18 protein-coding genes and 2 tRNA genes are annotated in these 21,245 nt (G+C 53.8%); 10 read left to right on the forward strand and 10 right to left on the reverse strand.

Going from position 1 to position 21,245, the window contains the following annotated elements; all coding sequences use genetic code 11:
• Window positions 1-43: 43 nt before the first annotated feature.
• Window positions 44-832, reverse strand: coding sequence for a formate/nitrite transporter family protein (locus B1H58_RS13065; RefSeq protein WP_085070928.1), 789 nt, complete (start codon window positions 830-832; stop codon window positions 44-46).
• 418 nt (window positions 833-1,250) lie between these two features.
• Here B1H58_RS13065 and B1H58_RS13070 point away from each other — a divergent pair.
• Window positions 1,251-1,326, forward strand: a tRNA-Ala gene (locus B1H58_RS13070).
• 42 nt (window positions 1,327-1,368) lie between these two features.
• Window positions 1,369-1,444 (forward strand) — tRNA-Ala (locus B1H58_RS13075).
• Window positions 1,445-1,630: 186 nt separating this feature from the next.
• Here the strand turns inward: B1H58_RS13075 and B1H58_RS13080 are convergent.
• Window positions 1,631-2,818, reverse strand: coding sequence for a NupC/NupG family nucleoside CNT transporter (locus tag B1H58_RS13080; RefSeq protein WP_085070929.1), 1,188 nt, complete (start codon window positions 2,816-2,818; stop codon window positions 1,631-1,633).
• Between the two features lie 360 nt (window positions 2,819-3,178).
• Here B1H58_RS13080 and B1H58_RS13085 point away from each other — a divergent pair, with 360 nt between their 5' ends.
• Window positions 3,179-4,423 (forward strand): Nramp family divalent metal transporter, encoded by a 1,245-nt coding sequence (locus B1H58_RS13085; RefSeq protein WP_085070930.1) that lies wholly within the window; start codon window positions 3,179-3,181, stop codon window positions 4,421-4,423.
• 93 nt (window positions 4,424-4,516) lie between these two features.
• Here the strand turns inward: B1H58_RS13085 and B1H58_RS13090 are convergent, their stop codons facing one another.
• Together B1H58_RS13090 and mgrA are read right to left on the reverse strand one after the other, a co-directional pair.
• Window positions 4,517-4,927, reverse strand: a complete 411-nt coding sequence (locus B1H58_RS13090; protein WP_085070931.1) for a DUF2502 domain-containing protein — start codon at window positions 4,925-4,927, stop codon at window positions 4,517-4,519.
• A 146-nt stretch (window positions 4,928-5,073) separates the two neighbouring features.
• The gene (gene mgrA / locus B1H58_RS13095; RefSeq protein ID WP_085070932.1) at window positions 5,074-6,063 is read right to left on the reverse strand and encodes an L-glyceraldehyde 3-phosphate reductase; all 990 of its coding nucleotides are present in this window, start codon (window positions 6,061-6,063) and stop codon (window positions 5,074-5,076) included.
• A 213-nt stretch (window positions 6,064-6,276) separates the two neighbouring features.
• Here mgrA and B1H58_RS13100 point away from each other — a divergent pair, with 213 nt between their 5' ends.
• Complete coding sequence (locus tag B1H58_RS13100; RefSeq protein WP_085070933.1) at window positions 6,277-7,932, forward strand: alpha-keto acid decarboxylase family protein; 1,656 nt, start codon at window positions 6,277-6,279, stop codon at window positions 7,930-7,932.
• Between the two features lie 152 nt (window positions 7,933-8,084).
• Entirely contained in the window at window positions 8,085-9,050 is a 966-nt protein-coding gene (gene glk, locus B1H58_RS13105; RefSeq protein ID WP_085070934.1) for a glucokinase, read from the forward strand.
• A 71-nt stretch (window positions 9,051-9,121) separates the two neighbouring features.
• Here glk and B1H58_RS13110 read toward each other — a convergent pair whose 3' ends face one another.
• Window positions 9,122-9,859, reverse strand: coding sequence for a LytR/AlgR family response regulator transcription factor (locus tag B1H58_RS13110; RefSeq protein ID WP_085070935.1), 738 nt, complete (start codon window positions 9,857-9,859; stop codon window positions 9,122-9,124).
• A gap of 13 nt (window positions 9,860-9,872) precedes the next feature.
• On the reverse strand, window positions 9,873-11,555 hold the full coding sequence (locus B1H58_RS13115; RefSeq protein WP_085072310.1) for a sensor histidine kinase: 1,683 nt from the start codon (window positions 11,553-11,555) through the stop codon (window positions 9,873-9,875).
• Between the two features lie 234 nt (window positions 11,556-11,789).
• On the opposite strand from B1H58_RS13115, the gene alaC reads away from it, so the two are divergent.
• The gene (gene alaC, locus B1H58_RS13120; protein WP_085070936.1) at window positions 11,790-13,016 is read left to right on the forward strand and encodes an alanine transaminase; all 1,227 of its coding nucleotides are present in this window, start codon (window positions 11,790-11,792) and stop codon (window positions 13,014-13,016) included.
• Between the two features lie 44 nt (window positions 13,017-13,060).
• Here alaC and ypdK read toward each other — a convergent pair whose 3' ends face one another.
• The 3 genes from ypdK to B1H58_RS13130 all read right to left on the reverse strand — a co-directional run bounded on the left by ypdK (window position 13,061) and on the right by B1H58_RS13130 (window position 15,978).
• Window positions 13,061-13,132, reverse strand: a complete 72-nt coding sequence (ypdK, locus tag B1H58_RS20640; protein ID WP_103061073.1) for a membrane protein YpdK — start codon at window positions 13,130-13,132, stop codon at window positions 13,061-13,063.
• A gap of 207 nt (window positions 13,133-13,339) precedes the next feature.
• On the reverse strand, window positions 13,340-14,368 hold the full coding sequence (locus B1H58_RS13125; protein WP_085070937.1) for an HlyD family secretion protein: 1,029 nt from the start codon (window positions 14,366-14,368) through the stop codon (window positions 13,340-13,342).
• A gap of 2 nt (window positions 14,369-14,370) precedes the next feature.
• Window positions 14,371-15,978, reverse strand: a complete 1,608-nt coding sequence (locus B1H58_RS13130) for an MFS transporter (protein ID WP_085070938.1) — start codon at window positions 15,976-15,978, stop codon at window positions 14,371-14,373.
• 170 nt (window positions 15,979-16,148) lie between these two features.
• Here B1H58_RS13130 and B1H58_RS13135 point away from each other — a divergent pair, with 170 nt between their 5' ends.
• The 4 genes from B1H58_RS13135 (at window position 16,149) to B1H58_RS13150 (ending at window position 19,919) form a co-directional block, all read left to right on the forward strand.
• The gene (locus B1H58_RS13135; RefSeq protein WP_085072311.1) at window positions 16,149-16,931 is read left to right on the forward strand and encodes an IclR family transcriptional regulator; all 783 of its coding nucleotides are present in this window, start codon (window positions 16,149-16,151) and stop codon (window positions 16,929-16,931) included.
• 12 nt (window positions 16,932-16,943) lie between these two features.
• A complete protein-coding gene (locus tag B1H58_RS13140) occupies window positions 16,944-17,396 on the forward strand; it encodes a universal stress protein (RefSeq protein ID WP_085070939.1) in 453 nt (150 codons plus the stop codon).
• 384 nt (window positions 17,397-17,780) lie between these two features.
• Window positions 17,781-18,062, forward strand: a complete 282-nt coding sequence (locus B1H58_RS13145) for a hypothetical protein (RefSeq protein ID WP_085070940.1) — start codon at window positions 17,781-17,783, stop codon at window positions 18,060-18,062.
• Window positions 18,063-19,046: 984 nt separating this feature from the next.
• Window positions 19,047-19,919, forward strand: coding sequence for an SMP-30/gluconolactonase/LRE family protein (locus B1H58_RS13150; RefSeq protein ID WP_085070941.1), 873 nt, complete (start codon window positions 19,047-19,049; stop codon window positions 19,917-19,919).
• An 82-nt stretch (window positions 19,920-20,001) separates the two neighbouring features.
• On the opposite strand, the gene B1H58_RS13155 is transcribed toward B1H58_RS13150, so the two are convergent.
• On the reverse strand, window positions 20,002-21,231 hold the full coding sequence (locus B1H58_RS13155) for an L-lactate MFS transporter (protein WP_085070942.1): 1,230 nt from the start codon (window positions 21,229-21,231) through the stop codon (window positions 20,002-20,004).
• Window positions 21,232-21,245: the final 14 nt, after the last annotated feature.

The raw sequence follows: 21,245 nt of genomic DNA on the forward strand, positions 1-21,245 counted from the left end.
AGGAAGGTTATATCCTCTGCCCGCAGGCAGAGGACAAACAAGATTAGCGCGGGGTAGTGGCGCTTTCTACAGCTGGACGGAAGGCGAGGAAATAGGCGAGGCCGACAAAAATCGCACCGCCAACGCCATTGCCAAGAAAGACCGCAATAAAGTTCGGCAGGTATTCAGCCCAGCTAAGATGACCTGCGAAAATTGCCGCAGGAATAATAAACATGTTGGCAACCACGTGCTGAAAGCCGATAGCAACAAAAGCCATTACCGGGAACCAGGCACCAAAGATTTTACCCACCATATCTTTACTGGCGAAGGCCAGCCAGACGGCAAGACAAACCAGCCAGTTACAGCCAATGCCGGAGATAAAGGCGTGCATGAAATCGGCATTTACTTTTGCTGTGGCGATGGCAACGGTTTTATTCAGGTAATCTCCTTCTGTCATGCCAAGCAGATGACCAAAGAACCAGGCAACGGCCACGCTGCCGATGAAGTTAGCGATGGTGATCCAGAACCAGTTACGCAGCACGCTGAGGCCGCTTACCTGACGGGCAAACCAGGCAATAGGCATCGTCATCATGTTGCCAGTCAGCAGTTCGCCGCCCGCAAGAATAGTGAGGATCAGGCCAACCGGAAAGACCGCAGCGCCAAGGAAGCCGCCGAAGGAACCCCAGTCCGCTGGCAGTTTATTAATCACATGGAGATCAAGCAGAAAGCCGGTGGCAATAAATGCACCAGCCATAAAGCCAAGGATCAACAGAGACGGAATAGAAAGACGACTTTTTGCCACGCCAGACTGAATAGCAATGGCAGCGATTTCTTTAGGTGAATGTAAGGACATAGTAGCTCTGGTGTTAGTCAAAGAATAATGGAGGTTTTCGCTTCTCGTCGGCGGCAGAAGGCAGCCAGAGCGGACTCGATCAACCGATAAATTAATTAGCGCGCGAAGTTTTGCATAGCAAATTAACAATAACAAGTACCTTTTCATAAAGACATTAACTCAAAATTAACAACAAAACGGGTATGATCAGGACCGGCCAGTAATAAATCTTTCCCCAACGGCAACCTGCACGATAGCTCACAGCCAGAAGCGTGTTTTAAGGAAGATTATCTGGTAACTGACACTCCTGATGCTGACGAGGTTTAATTTCGTTTGACGTCTTTTTCAGCGATCAAACACAGATTTTGAATTTGCCGTTGACACCCTGGAGGCGGTTTCATATCATGCGCTCCGTCAACACGACACGATTATCCGGTATGGGGCTATAGCTCAGCTGGGAGAGCGCTTGCATGGCATGCAAGAGGTCAGCGGTTCGATCCCGCTTAGCTCCACCAAATCTTATCCCAACAGGTTTGGTCACGGTAATCATCTGATGTGGGGGTATAGCTCAGCTGGGAGAGCGCTTGCATGGCATGCAAGAGGTCAGCGGTTCGATCCCGCTTATCTCCACCATTTTCCTTTCGGTTTTATCTTCTTATTATTTCCCGTTAGTTACTGTTTGCTTATCTGCTTATCTGCTTATCTGCTTATCTGCTTATCTGCTTATCTGCTTATCTGCCCAAGGGTACATTATTAAGCCTGTTATCCACGGGTATAAAAAAACCGGGCCATGCCCGGTTTTTTTCAATGCTGATGCGATCAGGAGAGCACCAGACCGGCGATAGACGCTGACAGTACGCTGACCAGCGTAGAGCCATACAGCAGCTTCAGGCCGAAGCGTGATACCACGTTGCCCTGTTCTTCATGCAAACCTTTGATCGCACCGGCTACGATGCCGATAGAAGAGAAGTTAGCAAAAGAAACCAGGAACACAGAAAGGATGCCTTCACCGCGCGGAGAGAGCTGTCCGGCAATTTTTTGCAGATCCATCATGGCCACGAACTCATTGGAAACCAGCTTGGTTGCCATGATACTGCCCACCTGCAGCGCTTCGCTGGACGGTACGCCCATCACCCAGGCGAACGGGAAGAAGACGTAGCCCAGCACGCCCTGGAAGCTGATGCCGAAAATCGCATCAAACAGTGCGTTAATCCCGGCAATAATAGCAATAAAGCCAATCAGCATCGCCGCAACGATAATCGCCACGCGGAAACCGGCAAGGATATATTCGCCCAGCATTTCAAAGAAGCTCTGCCCTTTATGCAGATCGCTCAGCTGCAAATCTTCTTCGCTGTCGACGCGGTAGGGGTTGATCAACGACAGTACAATAAAGGTACTGAACATATTCAGCACCAGCGCGGCCACCACATACTGTGGCTGCAGCATGGTCATATACGCCCCCACGATAGACATGGAGACAGTGGACATTGCGGTTGCGGCCATGGTGTACATCCGGCGCTGCGACATCTGCCCGAGGATATCCTTATAGGCGATAAAGTTTTCTGACTGTCCCAAAATCAGTGAGCTCACCGCGTTAAAGGATTCCAGCTTGCCCATGCCGTTGACTTTCGACAGTACCGTGCCGATAGCGCGAATAACGATGGGCAGAATGCGGAAGTGCTGCAGGATACCAATCAGGGCAGAGATAAAGACGATAGGGCAGAGAACATTAAGGAAGAAGAACGCCAGACCTTTATCATTCATACCACCGAATACGAAGTTGGTCCCTTCAGCAGCGTATTTCAGCAAATAATCAAACAGGCCGGCAAAGCCTTTCACGAATCCCAGGCCAGCTTCTGAATTGAGGAAGAACCAGGCAAGCAGAACCTCAATTACCAGTAGCTGTATGATAAAACGGACGCGGATATTTTTACGATCGCGGCTAACCAGTAAGGCCAGTAACGCAACCACCACCAGCGCCAGAACAAAATGCAAAATGCGGGACATGTATGCTCCAAATTTGAGGCAGATTATATTTCGCTGCGTATTCTATGTAACACCGGGCGTAAAAACGAGATCAACTCCACAATATAACAATTGCCTATAGCAACTTGCGTCAGAAAAGGCATCCCGATCACAACTGTAACACCGATTAAAAAAACCACATCTGCATTGTTAACATTTTTGGGATGGCCTACAGTTAGTGGGTTGATGCTTGTTAAACAGTCGGCTATTGTGAATACAGATATAGCATTTGCTATACTTTATAGCGCGAGCTATCACAACGATAACGACAACCTTATTTTACCTTGCCTTACGTCCCTTTACGCTGTAAGGGTGACATAACTTTTAGACAGGATAATGACTATGTTAGAAAGCCGCACCGCGGAACGAGCAGCACGCGGAGCCCGTAAGATAAAGCTGGCTTTGCTGGGGCCGGCCTTTATTGCGGCCATTGGTTATATCGATCCTGGTAACTTCGCCACTAATATTCAGGCGGGCGCTTCTTACGGCTATAAGCTGCTGTGGGTAGTGGTCTGGGCCAATATTATGGCGACGATTATTCAGCTGATGTCCGCCAAGCTGGGCATCGCCACCGGAAAAAATCTTGCTGAGCATATCCGCGATCGCTTTCCGCGCCCGGCGGTATGGTTTTATTGGGTACAGGCAGAAATTATCGCTATGGCCACCGATCTGGCTGAGTTTATCGGCGCCGCGCTCGGCTTTAAGATGCTGTTGGGGATCTCGCTGTTGCAGGGAGCCGTGCTTACCGGCGTCGCGACCTTTTTAATTTTAATGCTGCAAAGCCGTGGTCAAAAGCCGCTGGAGCTGGTTATAGGTGGGCTGCTGCTGTTTGTTGCTGCGGCTTATATCGTTGAGCTGTTCTTCTCCCAGCCGCAAATGAGCGAGCTGGCGCGCGGAATGGCCGTGCCTTCGCTGCCCACGGCTGATGCGGTATTTCTCGCAGCGGGCGTGCTGGGCGCAACCATTATGCCGCACGTGATTTATCTGCACTCTTCGCTGACGCAAAACGGCGGACGCGGCAGCTCGCGCAGCGAACGTTACTCCTCCACCAAGCTGGATGTGGCGATCGCCATGACCATTGCTGGCTTTGTGAATCTGGCAATGATGGCCACGGCGGCAGCGGCTTTCCATTTTAATGGACATGCCGGCGTAGCGGATCTCGATCAGGCCTATCTGACGCTGAAACCGTTGTTAAGCGATGCTGCTGCGTTAGTCTTTGGTCTGAGTCTGGTGGCGGCGGGACTCTCCTCCACGGTTGTCGGTACGCTGGCGGGGCAGGTAGTGATGCAGGGCTTTATTCACTTTTATATCCCGCTGTGGCTGCGCCGGACGATTACTATGCTGCCCTCTTTTGTGGTCATCATGGCGGGTTGGGATCCTACGCGTATCCTGGTAATGAGTCAGGTACTGTTAAGCTTTGGTATCGCGCTGGCGCTGGTACCGCTGCTGGTGTTTACCGGCAAGAAAGAGCTGATGGGAGATATGACTAACTCTCGTATCATGCAAACCGTGGGCTGGGTGATTGTCGCGCTGGTGGTTACGCTGAATATTTACCTGCTGGTCGGAGAAGCGTTGGGTCTTGGTTGAAACTAAGCGCCATTAATACGGCGCCGGGTGTTTTCTGGATCGGACATCGATTTTATCGTACAGCTACGGCCAGTTGCTTAAGCGCACGGGCGCTTAGTCGCGATGATGCTTTTCCCACTGGCGATACTCATGCTCACGATGTTTTTCCCACTGTCGGTGGTCGCGTTCGCGGCGTTTTTCCCATTTACGGTGTTCGCGTTCACGAGCGCGCTCATGATGTCGCCACTCCCGTTCCCGCTGCCATTGCTGGCGCTCCCATTCGTGATGACGTCGCCATTGCTCATGACGCCACCAGCGGCCCTGCTGCCATTCATAGCGATCGTGCCACCAGCGACCGTCGCGCCAGTGTCCGCCATCCCAGTATTGACCCTGGCGATCGCGATCGCCCAGTTGCAACGTCACGCCCGGAGCCAGAGTAATTGTGGCGCCATCCGCCTGTGCTGTGTGTGTAGCTAAAGGGGACAAGGTTGCCAGCAAAGCGGCAAAAATAATGGCACGTTTCATGTTTCTCCTTATCAGTGCGCAAACAGCAGCACTGTGGCGCCAGCATATAAAGAAAGCTCAGGCATAACATCGGCGCATATCTGAAAAAGTTAAGGATAATCTGAATTGAGATTTTTCTGGCTGCGCCGGGGCAGCCAGAGGAGGGCTTAACGCAGCACGCGCTCAATATCCTGCAGGTCCTCTGCGCTCAGAGGGCTTTGCTGTAGCATCTGTACTGCATCGTCGATTTGGCTGGTTTTACTGGCACCAATCAATACGCTGGTCATGGCTGGCTGACGCAGTACCCAGGCCAGCGCCATTTGCGCCAGTTTCTGTCCACGGCGCTGCGCAATGGCATTGAGCTGCTGCACCTTCTCCATTTTATCTGTGGTCAGCTGTTCAGCATTCAAAAAGCGGCTGCCGCTGGCGGCACGGGAATCTTCCGGTACGCCCTGCAGATAACGATCGGTCAGCACGCCGCCCGCCAGCGGTGAAAAGGCGATACAGCCTACGCCCTCGCGCTGTAGCGTATCCAGCAGGCCTTCTTCCGGCTTACGCTCAAACATCGAATACTTTGGCTGATGAATCAGGCACGGCGTTCCCAGATCGCGCAAAATTTTAATCGCTTCTGCCGCCTGCTCGGCGGGATAGTTAGAGATCGCGGCATACAGCGCTTTGCCCTGACGCACTACCTGATCCAGCGCCATCATGGTCTCTTCCAGCGGCGTTTCCGGATCGGGACGGTGATGATAAAAAATATCGACATATTCCAGTCCCATACGCTTCAGGCTTTGATCAAGGCTGGCGATCAGATATTTACGCGAACCCCAGTCGCCGTAGGGCCCATCCCACATGGTGTAGCCTGCTTTGGTCGAGATAATCAGCTCATCGCGCCAGGCGTGAAAATCTTCCCGCAGGATACGGCCAAAATTTTCCTCGGCGGAACCCGGCGGCGGACCGTAATTATTGGCGAGGTCAAAATGTGTAATGCCGGCGTCAAAAGCGTGACGCAGCAGGGCGCGGCTATTGTCCACGCGCGTGCTATCGCCAAAGTTATGCCACAGGCCGAGAGAAATAGCGGGCAGCTTAAGGCCGCTGCGGCCAGAGCGGCGATAATCCATCTGCTGATAGCGCTCAGCGGCGGGTTGATAGTACATGGCGATTCCCTGAAGAAAGAAAAGGTTAAACAGGAAGCTTAGCAGTGTATACGTTTACACAAAGTGAAAGCCGCGGGGCGGATCGCAATTACAGAAAAATTCGCAGGCGTAACGCCCGCTTGCCACGTCGCGCCTGAAGATAACAATATCGTATGTCGACGTGGCAGCAGAATAATCGATACTGAAATGACCTGATTACGCAAGGAGTCTGCTATGTCTGGCTTAACGGTAAGTGATTATCTGCTACAGCGTCTGAATGAAATCGGTATCGATCACCTGTTTGGCGTGCCGGGAGATTTCAACCTGGCGTTTCTCGATCGGGTTATCGCCCATCCACGGCTGGCATGGGTGGGCTGCGCCAATGAGCTAAACGCGGCTTACGCCGCAGATGGCTATGCCCGCAGTCGTCGCGCAGGTGCGTTGCTGACAACCTTTGGCGTCGGTGAGCTTAGCGCGATTAACGGCATTGCGGGCAGCTACGCGGAATATGTGCCGGTGATCCATATTGTTGGTGCACCCTCTTTATCGGCGCAGCAGCGTGGCGATCTTATTCATCACTCACTGGGCGACGGCGATTTCAGCCATTTTTTGCGTATGCAGCGCGAGGTAACGGTAGCACAGGCGACTCTTACCGCCGATAACGCCTGCGTGGAGATCGATCGGGTTATGCGCGAAGCGCTGACGCAACGGCGACCAGGCTATTTGCTGTTACCGGTCGATGTCGCAGGCGCGCCGGCTTGTTCGCCCGGGCAGCCGTTAACTCTTCAGACGCAGCCCGATGACCAGGCGCTGCAGGCTTTTCGCTGTGCGGCGGAAGCGCTGCTTTCAGGCGCGCGCAGCGTATCGCTGCTGGCAGATTTTTTGGCCGACCGTTTTGGCGTACAGCAGCAGCTGGCGCACTGGCTGGAGACGGTTCCGCTGCCGCACGCCACGCTGCTGATGGGGAAAGGGGTACTGGATGAGCAGCGTACAGGCTTTGCCGGAACCTACGCCGGGGAGGGGTGCGCTGATGGGACGCGGCGGGTGATTGAGCAGGCGGATGTTATTATTACTGTCGGCGTACGCTTCACAGATACCATTACGGTTGGCTTTACCCAGCAAATCGGGACGGCAAAAAACATCGACGTACAGCCTTTTAGCGTAACGGTCGCCGGGCAGAGGTTCGATTCGCTGCCGATGTCTACGGTCATTGAAGAACTCCGGCAGCTCTGCCAGCGTTACGCCGCGCGCTGGACGCTGGATTATTGTCAGCCCGCGCCGCTGGCAGCAAATGACCAGCCGGGCCTGACACAAAATGCGTTCTGGCAGGCGATACAGGCATTTCTGCAGCCAGGAGATCTACTGGTGGCGGAGCAGGGCACCGCGGCGTTTGGCGCAGCGGCGTTGCGTCTGCCTACGGGCGCGAAGCTGGTGGTGCAGCCGTTATGGGGATCTATCGGCTATACTTTGCCAGCGGCCTTTGGCGCCCAGACCGCAGAGCCTGAACGGCGAGTCATCCTGCTTATTGGCGATGGGTCGGCGCAATTAACGGTGCAGGAGCTGAGCTCGATGATGCGCGATAACCTGAAGCCGCTGATTTTTGTGTTAAATAATGGCGGCTATACCGTTGAGCGCGCCATTAACGGCGCCAGTCAGCGCTATAACGATATTGCCGACTGGAACTGGACGCAAATACCGCAGGCGTTGAGTACCGCGTGTCCGGCGCAAAGCTGGCGCGTACTGGAAACGGTACAGCTTACTGAAGTCCTGAAGCTGATTGCCGACGCGCGCCGACTTTCCCTGGTTGAAGTGGTGCTGCCGCGTCTTGATATGCCGCCTTTACTGCAGCAGGTCTCCGCCTCGCTGCATCAGCGTAATTCAGCACAGTGATTTCAGAAAGATGGTGCTGTTCAGCACGGACTTTCACGGTTAAGGTAACGGGCAATTTGGCAAAGCGCTTTCGTTTTAATGAGCGTTGTTGTTTTACCGGGGGAAATTTATAGTGTCCCGTAGTGAATTGACATAAGCGGAGCAGCAGAATAATGACTAAATACGCTTTGGTGGGTGACGTTGGCGGTACCAACGCGCGCCTGGCGCTGTGTGAAGTAGAAACCGGCCTGATTTCTCAGGTAACGACATATTCCACCTCAGAACATCATGGACTGGAAGAGGTGATTCGTCTGTTTCTGGAAGAGCAGCAGCAGGATGTAAAAGATGGTTGTATCGCCATCGCCTGCCCGATTACCGAAGACTGGGTAGAAATGACCAATCACGACTGGGCGTTCTCTACCAAAGCGCTGAAAGCCAACCTGGCATTTGATCATCTGGAAATCATTAACGATTTTACCGCAGTCTCTATGGCGATCCCGATGCTGACTGAAGAGGATGTTATTCAGTTTGGCGGCGGCGCAGCGGTAAAAGATAAGCCCATCGCCGTGTATGGCGCAGGCACCGGGCTGGGCGTGGCGCATCTGGTGCATGTCGATCGCCGCTGGGTTAGCCTGCCAGGCGAGGGCGGGCACGTTGATTTCGCCCCAAACAGCGTGGAAGAAGATCTGATCCTGCGCGTGCTGCGTGAAGAGCTGGGCCATGTTTCAGCTGAGCGCGTATTGTCTGGCGCCGGTCTGGTTAACCTCTATCGCGCCATTGTTAAATCCGATAAGCGCGAGCCGGAAAATCTGAAACCAAAAGATGTTTCCGAGCGGGCGCTGGCCGATAGCTGTATCGACTGTCGCCGCGCGCTGTCGCTGTTCTGCGTAATTATGGGACGCTTCGGCGGTAACCTGGCGCTTACCCTGGGGACTTTCGGCGGCGTGTATATTGCTGGCGGTATTGTGCCGCGCTTCCTTGAGTTCTTTAAAGCCTCCGGCTTCCGCGCCGCGTTTGAAGACAAGGGCCGCTTCCGCGATTACGTGCATGATATTCCGGTCTATATGATCAAGCACGATCAGCCAGGACTACTGGGCGCAGGCGCGCATCTGCGCCAGACGCTGGGACGCGTACTTTAATTTCGCAACATTCATGATTAGCCTGCGCGCGCAGGCTAACCATTCGCACGCCGATCCCACCCCGGACATGCTTACAAACGCATTAGCTGGCGAAAGGCTTTTACTTTGCTGCGACTCACCGGCACCTGAAAATCCAGATCGCGCAGCCGCAAAAGATAGGTGTTATTAAACCAGGGTTCGATTTCACGGATCTTGTTCAGGTTTACGCAGTAGGAGCGATGGCAGCGGAAAAACTGGCTTTCCGGCAGTCGGTTACAAAACTCGCTAATCGCCACCGACATCACATACTCCTCGCGACGCGTATAGACGAAAGTCAGCTTTTCATGCGCTTCCAGATAGTAGATTTCATTGATATCCGTAACGATAATCCGTTCATCCCTGATCAGATTAACGGTTTGCGCCACCGGGCGCAGCGATGAGGTTTCCGGTGCGGCGGGCTGCTGCTGCTGCTGCCAGTGCGCTTCCAGCTTTTGCAGCATGCTGACAATGCGCGATTCGTGGTAGGGCTTAAGAATGTAGTCAAACGCTTCCAGCTCAAATGCCTGTACCGCATGCTCTTTCCAGGCGGTAATAAAAACAATTTGCGGCTTATGGGCGAACTTGCTGATGTTTTGCGCCAGCAGAACGCCATCCAGCGAGGGGATATTAATATCCAGAAAGATAACGTCCACTTCGTTGTGCTGCAGGAATTTCAGCACGTCGAGGCCGTCATCAAAACAGGCTGCAATATCGATATGACTGTGCTGCTTAATCATCCAGCTCAGTTCCTGCTGCGCCAAAAACTCATCTTCCACAATGATGGCTTTCACTTACCACTCTCCTTCAGGCCGTCAGCGACAGCGTTTTTTCCGGCAGTTTTTCACCGTTCTTACTGATGAAAAACACGATTTCCGTGCCCGGATGCAGCTGTGTAATCTGTAGCCCGCCGCCGTACAGCAGTTTAACGCGATGATGTACGTTCAGCAGGCCAATCTTATTGCCCGGCATTTCGTTACGCTGCACGCGCGCGATAACCTCATCGCTGATGCCGTTTCCTGTATCGCGTACCGCAATCCGTACCCGATCGCCGACATCCTCTACCGACAGCGTCACCACGCCCTTACCACGGCAGGGCTGAATGCCATGTACGATAGCGTTTTCCACCAGCGGCTGGATCAGCAGGCTGGGAAGGGTACAGTTTATCTCTTCGTCGATGTGATAAATCATCGTCAGCTTATCGCCAAAGCGCGCCTGTTCAATGGCGATATAATCCTTCACCTGATACAGCTCTTTTTTTATATCGATGGGCTCGTCATCGTTCAGCTCAAGGTTGTAACGTAAATAGCGCGACAGATTAATAATCAGCTGGCGCGCAGTATCGGGATTAAGCCGGATAGAAGAGGAGATCGCGTTCAGTGCGTTAAACAGGAAATGCGGATTAATCTTGCTTTGCAGCGCGCGCAGTTCCGCCTTGTTCGCCATTTCACGCAGCTGCTCAGTGCGCGACACCTCCAGTTGAGTAGAGATAATTTGCGACAGGCCGACCGCCATCTCCTTAAGTGACCAGGTAATGCGATGCGCATGGCGATAATAGATTTTCAGCGTGCCGGTGACTTCACCTTTCTCCCACAGCGGGATCACAATCATTGAGTGAATATCACGCGTGCGATAGGCCTCATCGTTGTTTTTAATAATGATTTTACCGTAGTTGATCGCCTGGCGTGTGGTGGGGCTCAGGCCATCATCGCCCTGACGATAGTGCTGTTCGCCGTAGCCGACATAGGCCAGGATTTGATGCTTATTGGTCATCGCGACGGCATCGGCGTTGATATCGTTGCGAATGATCTCACAGACCTGACGCAGCGAGTCGCTGTTTACCTGACGGAACAGCGGCAGAGTTTTATTGGCAATATCCAGTGCCAGCTTGGCATGACGCGCGGCAACCGCCTCTTTCTCTCCCTCTACGCTTTGCACCAGCAGCACAATCAGGCCGATACTGACCGCGCCCAGAATCATCGGAATTGAAATTTCAGAGACAATCTCCAGGCCCAGCGCTGACGGCGTCGCCCAGAGAATAATCAGCAGCATGGTCAGCGATTCGCACAGCATCCCACCAAGAATACCGAGCCGCCAGCGCTGCGCTTTCGGCACTTTCAGGTTAATCCAGCCGGAAACCATGCCGGCAATAATGCTGGTAATTAAACAGGGCACCGAAGAGACGCCGTGGATATCGATTAAAAAACGATGCAGCCCGGCGATAATCCCGGTGGCGATACCCACCCATGGGCCAAACAGTATGCCGCCGGACATTACGGCGATAGTACGCACGTTCAGCAGGGAACCTTCAACATTTACTGCCGACCAGGTGCTGAACAGGGCAAACAGCGAGAAGATCGCGGTGACCGCCAGCAGCTCCTGGCGGGAGTGCTCATCTTTCTGCAAAAGCTGGCGGAAATGGCGCGTGCGCGTCAAAAAGAACAGGCAAATCAGCATTAAAGCGGCGCGATCGAACACCGCCAGCAGCATATCAAATATAGATTGCACAGGCATCTCGTGGCGTAATGAAGAAGTAACATCATAAAAAATGTGGCCATACGGCGCCACGATCTTCGCATGTTCCGCCAGCCGGCTCGACAAAAAGTTTATTTTTGCTGGCCTGTCGACAAGGGGAGCGCCGCCAGGCTATGTTCATTATTCGACCACATCAGTGGTCAGCGTCGCTCGGACGGTCCGGGCGCTTACGTATATTCTGAGGATGCTATGGCTGATAACAGCTCGTCTCGTCGTTTTTCGCGTATTGAACGTCTCCCCCCTTACGTTTTTAACATTACCGCTGAGCTGAAAATGGCTGCGCGTCGGCGCGGCGAAGATATTATCGATTTCAGCATGGGCAACCCCGATGGCGCAACGCCGCCGCACATCGTCGAAAAGCTATGTCAGGTGGCGCAGCGTGACGATACGCACGGCTACTCTACCTCGCGCGGTATTCCGCGTCTGCGTCGGGCGATCTCACGCTGGTACGCTGACCGTTATGAGGTGGAGATCGATCCCGAATCGGAAGCGATTGTTACCATCGGTTCGAAAGAGGGACTGGCGCATCTGATGCTGGCGACGCTTGATCATGGTGATACCGTACTGGTGCCCAATCCCAGCTATCCCATTCATATTTACGGCGCGGTGATCGCTGGCGCACAGGTGCGCTCGGTGCCGCTGGTGGCTGGCGTGGACTTTTTTAACGAGCTGGAAAGAGCGATCCGCGAAAGTTATCCCAAGCCGAAAATGATGATCCTCGGTTTCCCATCAAATCCTACCGCGCAGTGCGTCGAGCTTGATTTCTTTGAGCGGGTGATTGCGCTGGCGAAGCAGTACAACGTGCTGGTGATCCACGATCTGGCCTACGCCGACATCGTCTACGACGGCTGGAAAGCGCCCTCTATTATGCAGGTGCCAGGTGCGCGCGACGTGGCGGTTGAGTTTTTTACGCTGTCGAAAAGCTACAACATGGCGGGCTGGCGCATCGGTTTTATGGTCGGTAATAAAGAACTGGTGAACGCGCTGGCGCGTATCAAAAGCTATCACGATTACGGCACTTTTACGCCGCTGCAGGTGGCGGCCATCGCCGCGCTGGAAGGCGATCAGCAGTGCGTGCGCGATATTGCGCAGCAGTATAAACGCCGCCGCGACGTGCTGGTAAAAGGGCTGCATGAGGCAGGCTGGATGGTTGAGATGCCCAGGGCTTCCATGTACGTCTGGGCCAAAATCCCCGATCGCTATGCGGAGCAGGGATCGCTGGAGTTTGCCAAACGGCTATTGCAGGAGGCGAAGGTTTGCGTCTCGCCGGGTATTGGTTTTGGCGACTATGGCGATACGCATGTGCGCTTTGCGCTGATTGAGAATTGCGATCGTATTCGTCAGGCGGTGCGGGGAATTAAAGCGATGTTTCGTGCCGATGGCATTTTGCCGGGCAATGGAAAAAGCGACTACTGAAAGCAAATCGGGCGACGCATGACGTCGCCCCTATTTTCGCACGCTTACAGCATTAGCATGAAGGTACCAACCCAGACTAACAGGAAAAAAGAGATTCCCATCAACGCGTATTTCACCTGACAACTCCTCTGAGCGGTTATGTCGGTGGCGATCCCAGGCCTGCATAACGCGAACAGAATAAAAACAAGGCGCGCTTTCTTTAGTACGACGCCTTTGCTCCGGTTAGTCCTGAATAACTCAGAACGGGATCGCGCGCTAATTTACGCGGATTCGATCACAAAATAAATAGGCATGCTCCGAGCCGTAGCCCGAAAAGCTTGCCGTTACTTCACTTTAATTTCCGGGATCACCGACATGCCTACCCGCAGATGCGCCAGGTTAGGCTGATCGGCATCCAGAACGATTTTGACCGGCAGGCGCTGTACCACCTTGGTGAAATTTCCCGTGGCGTTATCTGCGGCAATGGCGGAAAAAGTCGCGCCGGTTGCGGGCGCGATGCTATCGACGTGACCATGAAAATGCTGGCCGGGCAGCGCATCAACGGTAATCTCTACCGGCTGACCGGGTTGCACCTTATCCAACTGGGTTTCCAGATAATTCGCGACAATATAGCTTTGCTCCAGCGGCACCAGCGCCAGCAGGCGGCTGCCGGCAGAAACATACGCGCCCTGACGCAGCGCACGCTGACCCACCATACCGCTTACCGGTGCCACAATGCGCGTATAAGAGAGATTCAGCTGCGCCTGATCGACTGCAGCCTGAGCGGCGGCAATATCGGCCTCCGCCTGTTTCTGGCTGGCCAGTAAAATTGCCGTCTCTTTCTCTGCTGCCACTACCGCAGCCCGATTTTGCTCAACCTGAGCGGCGGCAGATCGCATGGTCGAGCTGGCCTTCTGCTGCTCGTCGGCGGTGGCGGTGCCGCTTTGCAACAGACGACGGTAGCGCTCGGCGTTCTGCCCGGCGTAGCTTAAGGTCGCCTGGCTGGCGTTCACCGCCGCCTTTTGCTGGGCGATCACCGCCTGCTGTTGCTCCCGCTGGGCAACAATGCTGGCAAGCTTCGCCTCGCTTAGCTGCAGGTTCGCTCTGGCGCTCTCCAGCGCAACGCGGTAGTCGCGGTCATCCAGCGTGGCGAGCAGTTCGCCCGCTTTTACCCGCTGGTTATCACGCACCATCACCTGACTGATATAGCCAGAAATTTTCGGTGCCACCAACGTATAGTCCGCAGTGACCCATGCGTCATCGGTGCGATAGTCGGCCCGCATCATGCTGGACCAGATAAAGAAGGCAATAGCCAGTAAGACAATCAACAGTACCGCCAACAGGCCGGTACGTTTAGCAGGTGTTAAAGACATCGTTAAATTCCCGGTTTTGTTATAACAGGTTGTTGTAATAGCGTTTGCGGCGGCCAGACACGCTTCGGCAGCCAGGCGGTCAGCAGGATCAGCAGCAGGGCAAAAGCGATCAGCAACAGATAGCTGTCGCTGATGCTTAATATCTGCGCCTGATGCTTAACCAGCGTGGAGAAATGGGCGATATTTTCCGTGGAGCTGATGCTGCCGTCCGGCAATAGCGGAACGGAGGCGCTGGCTTCTTCAGACGAGCCGGCACGCAGCAGCCAGCTGCGATTGGCAGCGCCGTCCAGTAAAATATGTGAATGAAACTGCTCGCGATGGCTGAGAAACCACTCCACCAGCGTACCGGCCGCCACGCTGGAAAAGCCGCGCACGGTATTAAACATTGCTGAAGCAAACGGGCCTTCCGGCGGCAGTACTACCGATGTGGCACTCATTAACACCGGCAAAATCATCATCGGCTGGCCAAAGGCCTGCATCACCTGGATTAGCCAAAAGTTTTGGCGCGCCCAGTCACCGGTAAGCTGCGAGCCCATCAGACAGGATCCTGCCATCAGCAGGGCACCGCATGAGAGCACCCAGCGGCAGTCGATCCAGCGCAGATTAAGCAGCATGGCGATAAACGGAGCGATCAGCAGCTGCGGCGCGCCAATCATCAACGCTAACGGCGCAAACTGTGCGGTGCGAAAACCGTCCACCTGAGAAAAGTATGCCGAAGGCAGCGCCGATCCGGAGAGCGCCAGCAGCAGCACGCCCGCCAGCGTAAGCAAACCGTGCGTCAGGTTAGGACGTGACAGCATTTGCAGGCGGAACAGCGGCAGCGGATGAAACCACTCATTAATCAGAAAGACCGTCAGCAGCGCCACGCTCGCCAGCAGCATAGCGCAGATCAGCGGCGAGCTGAGCCAGTCGAGACGTTCTCCGTGGCTTAACGTCAGGATCAGCAGCGCAATGCCGCTACAGCCGGTGAGCATGCCAAACAGATCCATCTGTCGGAAACGCTCAAGCCGCACAGGATCCTGCGGGAGCCCCCAGCCAATCAACACCATAGCGATCAGCATAGCCGGAATAATTTGCCAAAAAACAAAGGCCCAGCCCACGCTGTCGGTCCAGAAAGCGGTCAGGGTAGCGGCCATATTGGGGCCAAAGGTGGCGGTTAATGCATAGGCGCTCAGTCCGTAAAGCTTTAGCGGCGGCGGCAGAAAGCGCAGCGCGACCGTCATCAGCAACGGCGGCAATGCGCCACCAAAAATTCCCTGCAGCACACGCAGCGTCAGGAACAGCGGATAGTGCGTGACAAAAGGCAGCAGCGCCGCCATCAGTCCAAAACCGAACGCCACGCCAAGCGCGAAGCGACGCAGCGATAACGTAACAGCAAACCAGGGCGCGATCATCATGGCGGCGACTTCTGCCGCCTGATAGCCAGCAATAAGCCAGCTTCCCCGATCGTAACTGATGCCCAGCGCGGCGCGAATATCGGCCAGAGCCATATCGGTGACGCGATCGTTAAGCCCGGAAGCAAGGGCAGCAATCAGCACCCCGGCCAGCCCCAGTGCCAGACGCAGGGTAAAAGGATGGGGAGCCGGTGCAGCGGCAGGCTGACCGTTCATAGCAGGTACTCCATAGCGTTTTTTATTATGGTGTGGTGTATTGTGATGCGATACAGCGAGCGCGCATCTTACATGTCGATTAGATGTATTGCAATGTGATACAGGCTGGGAAGGTGGCATGAAATGCGCTACAGTATCGACGCCCTTCATGGAAAGAGAACAGCATGTTCATGTCTGAAAAACCGTACCATCGTGATGATGAGAAAACGGGCGGCATCCAGGTGATTGCACGCGCAGCGAAAATCCTTAACGCCTTAGGAGAGCAGCCGGGCGGTATGAGTTTGGGAGAAATTGCTCAGGCGGTGGATCTCCCTCGTTCAACGGTACAGCGTATTGTAGCGGCGCTGGACGCGGCCCAAATGGTACGCAGTCACGGTGCAGGCGGCGTGCGGCTCGGGCCAGCGCTGCTGCGTTTGATCTCCAGCGTTCATACGGATGTCGTGGGAGTGGCGCGTCCTTTGCTGCAGGCGCTGAGCGATGCCACCGGAGAAACCGTTTCGCTGGCGCGCGCCAGCGGCACCCAACTGGCAATTGTGCATTTTATCGTTGCCGATCGTGAACTACGCGTCGTACCAAGGATGGGGCTTAATCTGCCTCTGTACAGTACCTCAGGCGGTCGCGCCCTGCTGGCGCTGGAGAGCGACGAAGATGTCCGGGCGCTGGTGGGTGATTCCTGGGACGCTATTACCGAAAAGACCATTAAAACCTTGCCGGAGCTGCTGCGGCAGTTAAAAGAGATCCGCCAGAGCGGCGTCTCTTTTGATCGTGGTGAAACCCTGGAAGGGATCTCTACGATGGGTGTTGCGCTGGATACCTTGCTGGGACGCTTTGCCGTTTCGCTGCTGGTGCCGGCGGCGCGCTTTCACAGGAATGAAGCGTTCTATCGTGATGAAATACTAAGATGTAAGGAAGCGATGACGCGTGAAATTGGCAAACATCTGGCGCATGACTGAGGAATAAACAGAATGACAACCTTACTGGTCGCAATAGATAACTCGGATCACTCACGTAAAGTCGTCTCCCTGGCAACGGAGCAGGCGCGAGCGTTAAAGGCACAGGTGATAGTGCTGTGCTGCATCGATCCGGCCTATGCCACCTGCGGCGAGCCGCTGGATATTACGGCCGGCGAAGATCCTGCTGACTTCGGCGCGGCGCTGGATGAGCAAAACACCGCAGAGCTGGTGATTCGCCATGCGCTGGCACAGCTGCTGGGAGCAGGAATCGTTGCGCGCGGTCGCGTGGTGGCGGGCGAGTCGGCGGAGACCATTGTGGCGCAGGCCGCTGCGCTGGATGCCGAAATGATTATTATGGGGCGTCGCCATCTTTCGCCGTTTAATCGTCTGCTGAAAGGTTCCGTTAGTGCAGCGGTTATTGAACGTGCGCATTGTCCGGTACTGGTAGACGTTCGCGCGCAATAGCGAGATCGGTAAAAAACTTTGCAGCATTCTCTTTCTGTGCGCGTTCTGTTGCTGGCGAGGGCCCTATCGCACTTCCTGACAGGTAAACGGTCTGCGTTGTGCGTATGATGCTCAGCGCTAACGCCGGATAACCGACAAAAAAAAGCCCGCTTCAGGCGGGCATTAGCAGTTAACTTCTTATTATCTATCGTAAAAAACCTGGTGTATAGCACAGATATCATGACATCTGTAGAGATAATCGCACTTAACAGCCAGCAGCCCTAAACGTTAAATTGAATCGATTCAATAGGTAAAAACATCAATCCGCCGTTGCGCTTTGAGCAGCATTCCGATTGTGCCTTTATGGCTGCCTGTTAAGATGCCGCACCAGCATAAGGAAGAGTTATGAAAAGCAAAATTTACGGCGTTTTGGCGCTGTTTTTATTAGCAGGCTGTACGGCCAGCAAACCAGGCGCGTTTGAACGAGTAGATGAAGATCTTGTTTCACATACGGTGCAGTATCGTTATCACCCGCAAAAAGTGGATAAAGATGCGTTGAAGCTTGATGTGACCAACTATTGCCACGCTCAGGGCTTTGATTTGGTTGAATCATTACCTCCGCAGGATAGCCATATTCCGGGATTAACCACGGTCTGGTATCAATGTAATTTCGCTTTAAAAAGCTAAAAAAGAAAAGGGCGAGAATATTCTCGCCCAACTTTTCCTGCCTTATTTTTATTATATTGCTGTGTGCAGGCTTTGCCCGCCAGGTATGTTGCTGTGACCTACCCGTTTAGAATTTTTTACCATCCTCGATGATGATGGCGCCAGCCCTTATGATGGCCGTTATCGTGCTGCCAACCCTTATGATGCCCGCGATCGTGAGCGATGATACATCCGCTTAGCATGCTGACAATCGCCAGTACAAAAGCGCTTTTTATCATTATTCGCATGATAAATTCTCTTATTACCTTTAATGCCGTCCACTATAAAACCTAAAAGTGGAGGAATAACGGCACTAATGTAGAGTTTAATATTTAAATATTTGCAAATGTTTCAATGCAATTAAGAGTAGAGTAAAAGGGCCGCGCAAAAATATAGGAATGGGCTGAATGGAAAGCAATAATAGCAGGAATTATCCTAAACGCAACCCCTTACCTATATTCTCATTCTCATTTGCCGTCCAGGTTATTAGTTTTTTTCGTGGGGAATTTTTGCAAAGGCAGGAATATTTATCTTGCTGGGCCGACACAAGTGAAAATATTAAACAATCGCCCAGAAAATAATTGTCGGTTCTGAAGAAAGTTTCTGGATAAATATACAGGTAAAGGATCAATAAAGCGCTTAATACGAAGTGGTGATTGATGGCATCCCTTAGCGGGTGCAGGCTATTCCGTTGAAATCAAGACTATACCCGCAAGGGAGCGGTTGGTTTTCTCCGCGTCCTGAAAGCGGAACCGCCGGGCACGATGGCTTTATCTGTGAGGATCGCCACGACAATGGCAGAGGCAGCCCAGCACCTGGTTGCAAAAATATTTTGCTGGTATCCACAGGTGATGGCCACGCATGGCGAAAGCCTGAAATCGTGATTATTTTGGCTGGCAGGTAAACCCCGACACTGTAATTTCCGCTACAGTTTATGCTCCAAATGCGTAGCGAAAAGGAGCCATAATGAACTGGCAGGTGGAGCGCGTTTTACCCATTGAGGCCGAGCTGGGCGAATGCCCGCTCTGGTCAACCGCAGAGCAGGCGCTGTGGTTTGTTGATATTCTCGCCCCGGCGATTCATCGCTTCGATCCAAAAAGCGGCGAACATCGGGTGTTCCCGCAGCAGGAAGAGGTGGGCTGTATCGGTTTGCGCCGTGAAGGCGGCCTGGTAGCGGCGTTGCGCAGCGGCGTCTGGTTTATTGACGCACAGGGAAAGCCTGAGCGTAAGATAGCTGATAATCCAGGTGAAGCGAGTAAAAGCCGCTTTAATGACGGGCGCGTCGACCCCTTTGGCCGTTTCTGGTGCGGCAGCCTGTGGGAGCCTCAGGATCGTAACGGCGCGAAACTCTGCCGTCTCGATAAAGATCTACAGCTGCATGTGATCGATGAGGATATCAAAGTCTCTAACGGTCTGGCTTTTTCACCCGATCGTCGCTGGATGTATCACAGCGACACGGCGAACCATGTGATCTGGCGCTATTCGCTTGATGCTGTAACCGGCGAGAACGGCAAGCGCGAGGCGTTCCGGCGTTTTAGCGATGGGCTGATGCCAGATGGGGCGGCGGTGGATGAAGAAGGTTTTTACTGGTCGGCAATGTTTGATGGCGGACGTATCGTGCGCATCGATCCAAATACCGCAGAGATTGTGGATGAAATTCCACTGCCGGTGCGCTGGCCGACGATGGTCGCCTTTGGCGGCGAGGATTTGAAAACGCTCTATATCACATCCAGTCGGGAAAACCGTAGCGCAGAAGAGCTGGCGCAGTATCCATGGTCCGGAAGCGTATTCGCGGTGCGGATGCCGGTTGCTGGTCAGCCTGAACCCTTGTTTGGTTAAAAGAAACCGGACGGCCTGTAGCGCGTCCGGTGCCTGAATATTAGCCTGCCGGACGCCCTGATGGCCTTACCCGGCAGCAGTATCAACCGCGTTGCAAAACCTGCTGCATGCTGCGCTCCCGATGCGGTATACGAATCACCAACGACATCACCAGTGAGATAACCAGCAGCGTCATAATCAGGCTGAACGTCACGGTAAAGCCGCCAAACAGCGAAGCGATAAGCGAACCCAGCACGCTGCCGATACCAAAACCCAGGTAAATAACGCCATAGTTTTTCGTCAAATTATTAAGACCAAAGAAATCACTGACCAGGGAAGGGTACACGGTAATGGTGCCGCCGAAGCTAAAGGCGATGCAGGCAACGGAAATAAAGAACGTGGTTTCGTTCATCCGGGTAAACAGCAGGATAGCCATGCCTGCCAGTGAAACGACCTGTGCCAGCGTAATTACCCGGATGCGGGCAATTTTATCTGACAGCACGCCCAGGATCAGACGACCGCTCAGGTTGGCGATAGCAATAATCGTCACCGCACTGGCTGCGGTTTGCGTACTGAGATGCACCATACCCTCGCCAATATCTTTCGCTACGCCAATCACATACAGGCCGCTCATACAGGCCGTCAAAAACATCAGCGCCAGCATCCAGTATTGCGGCATACGCATTGATTGCGCCAGGCTGAAATCGAGCGCGGCGGCCTCGCCGTTCTTGTTTTGAGATGCCCGCTGCTGCGGCGCATCCTTCATCAGCAATGCGCCTAAAATCACCATGCTCATGGCGAGGGCACCCCAGATTAAAAAAGTATTTTCCAGACTAAAATGCGCCAGCAGGCTGCTGCAGATAAATTTAAAACCGAGGCTGCCCAACCCGTAAGCGCCAATGGCGCAGGCGGAGATCACACCTTTACGTTCCGGGAACCATTTTACGCAGTTAGATAACGTCATCAGGTAGCCTGCACCGTCCGCCAGACCAACCAGCACGCCTGCGCTCAGCCACAGCATCAACAGGGAATTAGCCTGCGCGGTGAGATAAAAGCCTAATGCCAACAACAGGCCAGCACCGATAGCGACGTTGCGCACGCCAAAACGTTCCTGCAGCTTGCCGGCTATGGATGACGAGAGCGCCAGCCCGAGGCTCAGTAAGCCAAAAGAGAAGGCGACCTGACTCACCGGCGCATCCAGTTTTTGTGATAACTGCCCGTTGAACAGGCTCCAGGTATAAACCGAGCCGAGTGCGAACTGGGTGATAATTGTGCCGAGTAGCGTTAGCCAGCGAACTGAATCTGGAACGGATGAGAGGTGTGTTCTGCTCATTATCTTCTCCCTGA

This window comes from Pantoea alhagi (assembly GCF_002101395.1).
GTDB classification, from domain to species: domain Bacteria; phylum Pseudomonadota; class Gammaproteobacteria; order Enterobacterales; family Enterobacteriaceae; genus Mixta; species Mixta alhagi.

Coding starts and splice junctions, on each gene's coding strand:
- B1H58_RS13065 (WP_085070928.1), bottom strand. CDS start 832: ATGTCCTTACATTCACCTAAAGAAATCGCTGCCATTGCTATTCAGTCT.
- B1H58_RS13130 (WP_085070938.1), bottom strand. CDS start 15,978: ATGAACGGTCAGCCTGCCGCTGCACCGGCTCCCCATCCTTTTACCCTG.
- B1H58_RS13145 (WP_085070940.1), top strand. CDS start 17,781: ATGAAAAGCAAAATTTACGGCGTTTTGGCGCTGTTTTTATTAGCAGGC.
- B1H58_RS13090 (WP_085070931.1), bottom strand. CDS start 4,927: ATGAAACGTGCCATTATTTTTGCCGCTTTGCTGGCAACCTTGTCCCCT.
- B1H58_RS13135 (WP_085072311.1), top strand. CDS start 16,149: ATGTCTGAAAAACCGTACCATCGTGATGATGAGAAAACGGGCGGCATC.
- alaC (WP_085070936.1), top strand. CDS start 11,790: ATGGCTGATAACAGCTCGTCTCGTCGTTTTTCGCGTATTGAACGTCTC.
- B1H58_RS13155 (WP_085070942.1), bottom strand. CDS start 21,231: ATGAGCAGAACACACCTCTCATCCGTTCCAGATTCAGTTCGCTGGCTA.
- B1H58_RS13080 (WP_085070929.1), bottom strand. CDS start 2,818: ATGTCCCGCATTTTGCATTTTGTTCTGGCGCTGGTGGTGGTTGCGTTA.
- B1H58_RS13085 (WP_085070930.1), top strand. CDS start 3,179: ATGTTAGAAAGCCGCACCGCGGAACGAGCAGCACGCGGAGCCCGTAAG.
- B1H58_RS13125 (WP_085070937.1), bottom strand. CDS start 14,368: ATGTCTTTAACACCTGCTAAACGTACCGGCCTGTTGGCGGTACTGTTG.
- B1H58_RS13140 (WP_085070939.1), top strand. CDS start 16,944: ATGACAACCTTACTGGTCGCAATAGATAACTCGGATCACTCACGTAAA.
- B1H58_RS13115 (WP_085072310.1), bottom strand. CDS start 11,555: ATGCTGCTGGCGGTGTTCGATCGCGCCGCTTTAATGCTGATTTGCCTG.
- B1H58_RS13150 (WP_085070941.1), top strand. CDS start 19,047: ATGAACTGGCAGGTGGAGCGCGTTTTACCCATTGAGGCCGAGCTGGGC.
- mgrA (WP_085070932.1), bottom strand. CDS start 6,063: ATGTACTATCAACCCGCCGCTGAGCGCTATCAGCAGATGGATTATCGC.
- glk (WP_085070934.1), top strand. CDS start 8,085: ATGACTAAATACGCTTTGGTGGGTGACGTTGGCGGTACCAACGCGCGC.
- B1H58_RS13100 (WP_085070933.1), top strand. CDS start 6,277: ATGTCTGGCTTAACGGTAAGTGATTATCTGCTACAGCGTCTGAATGAA.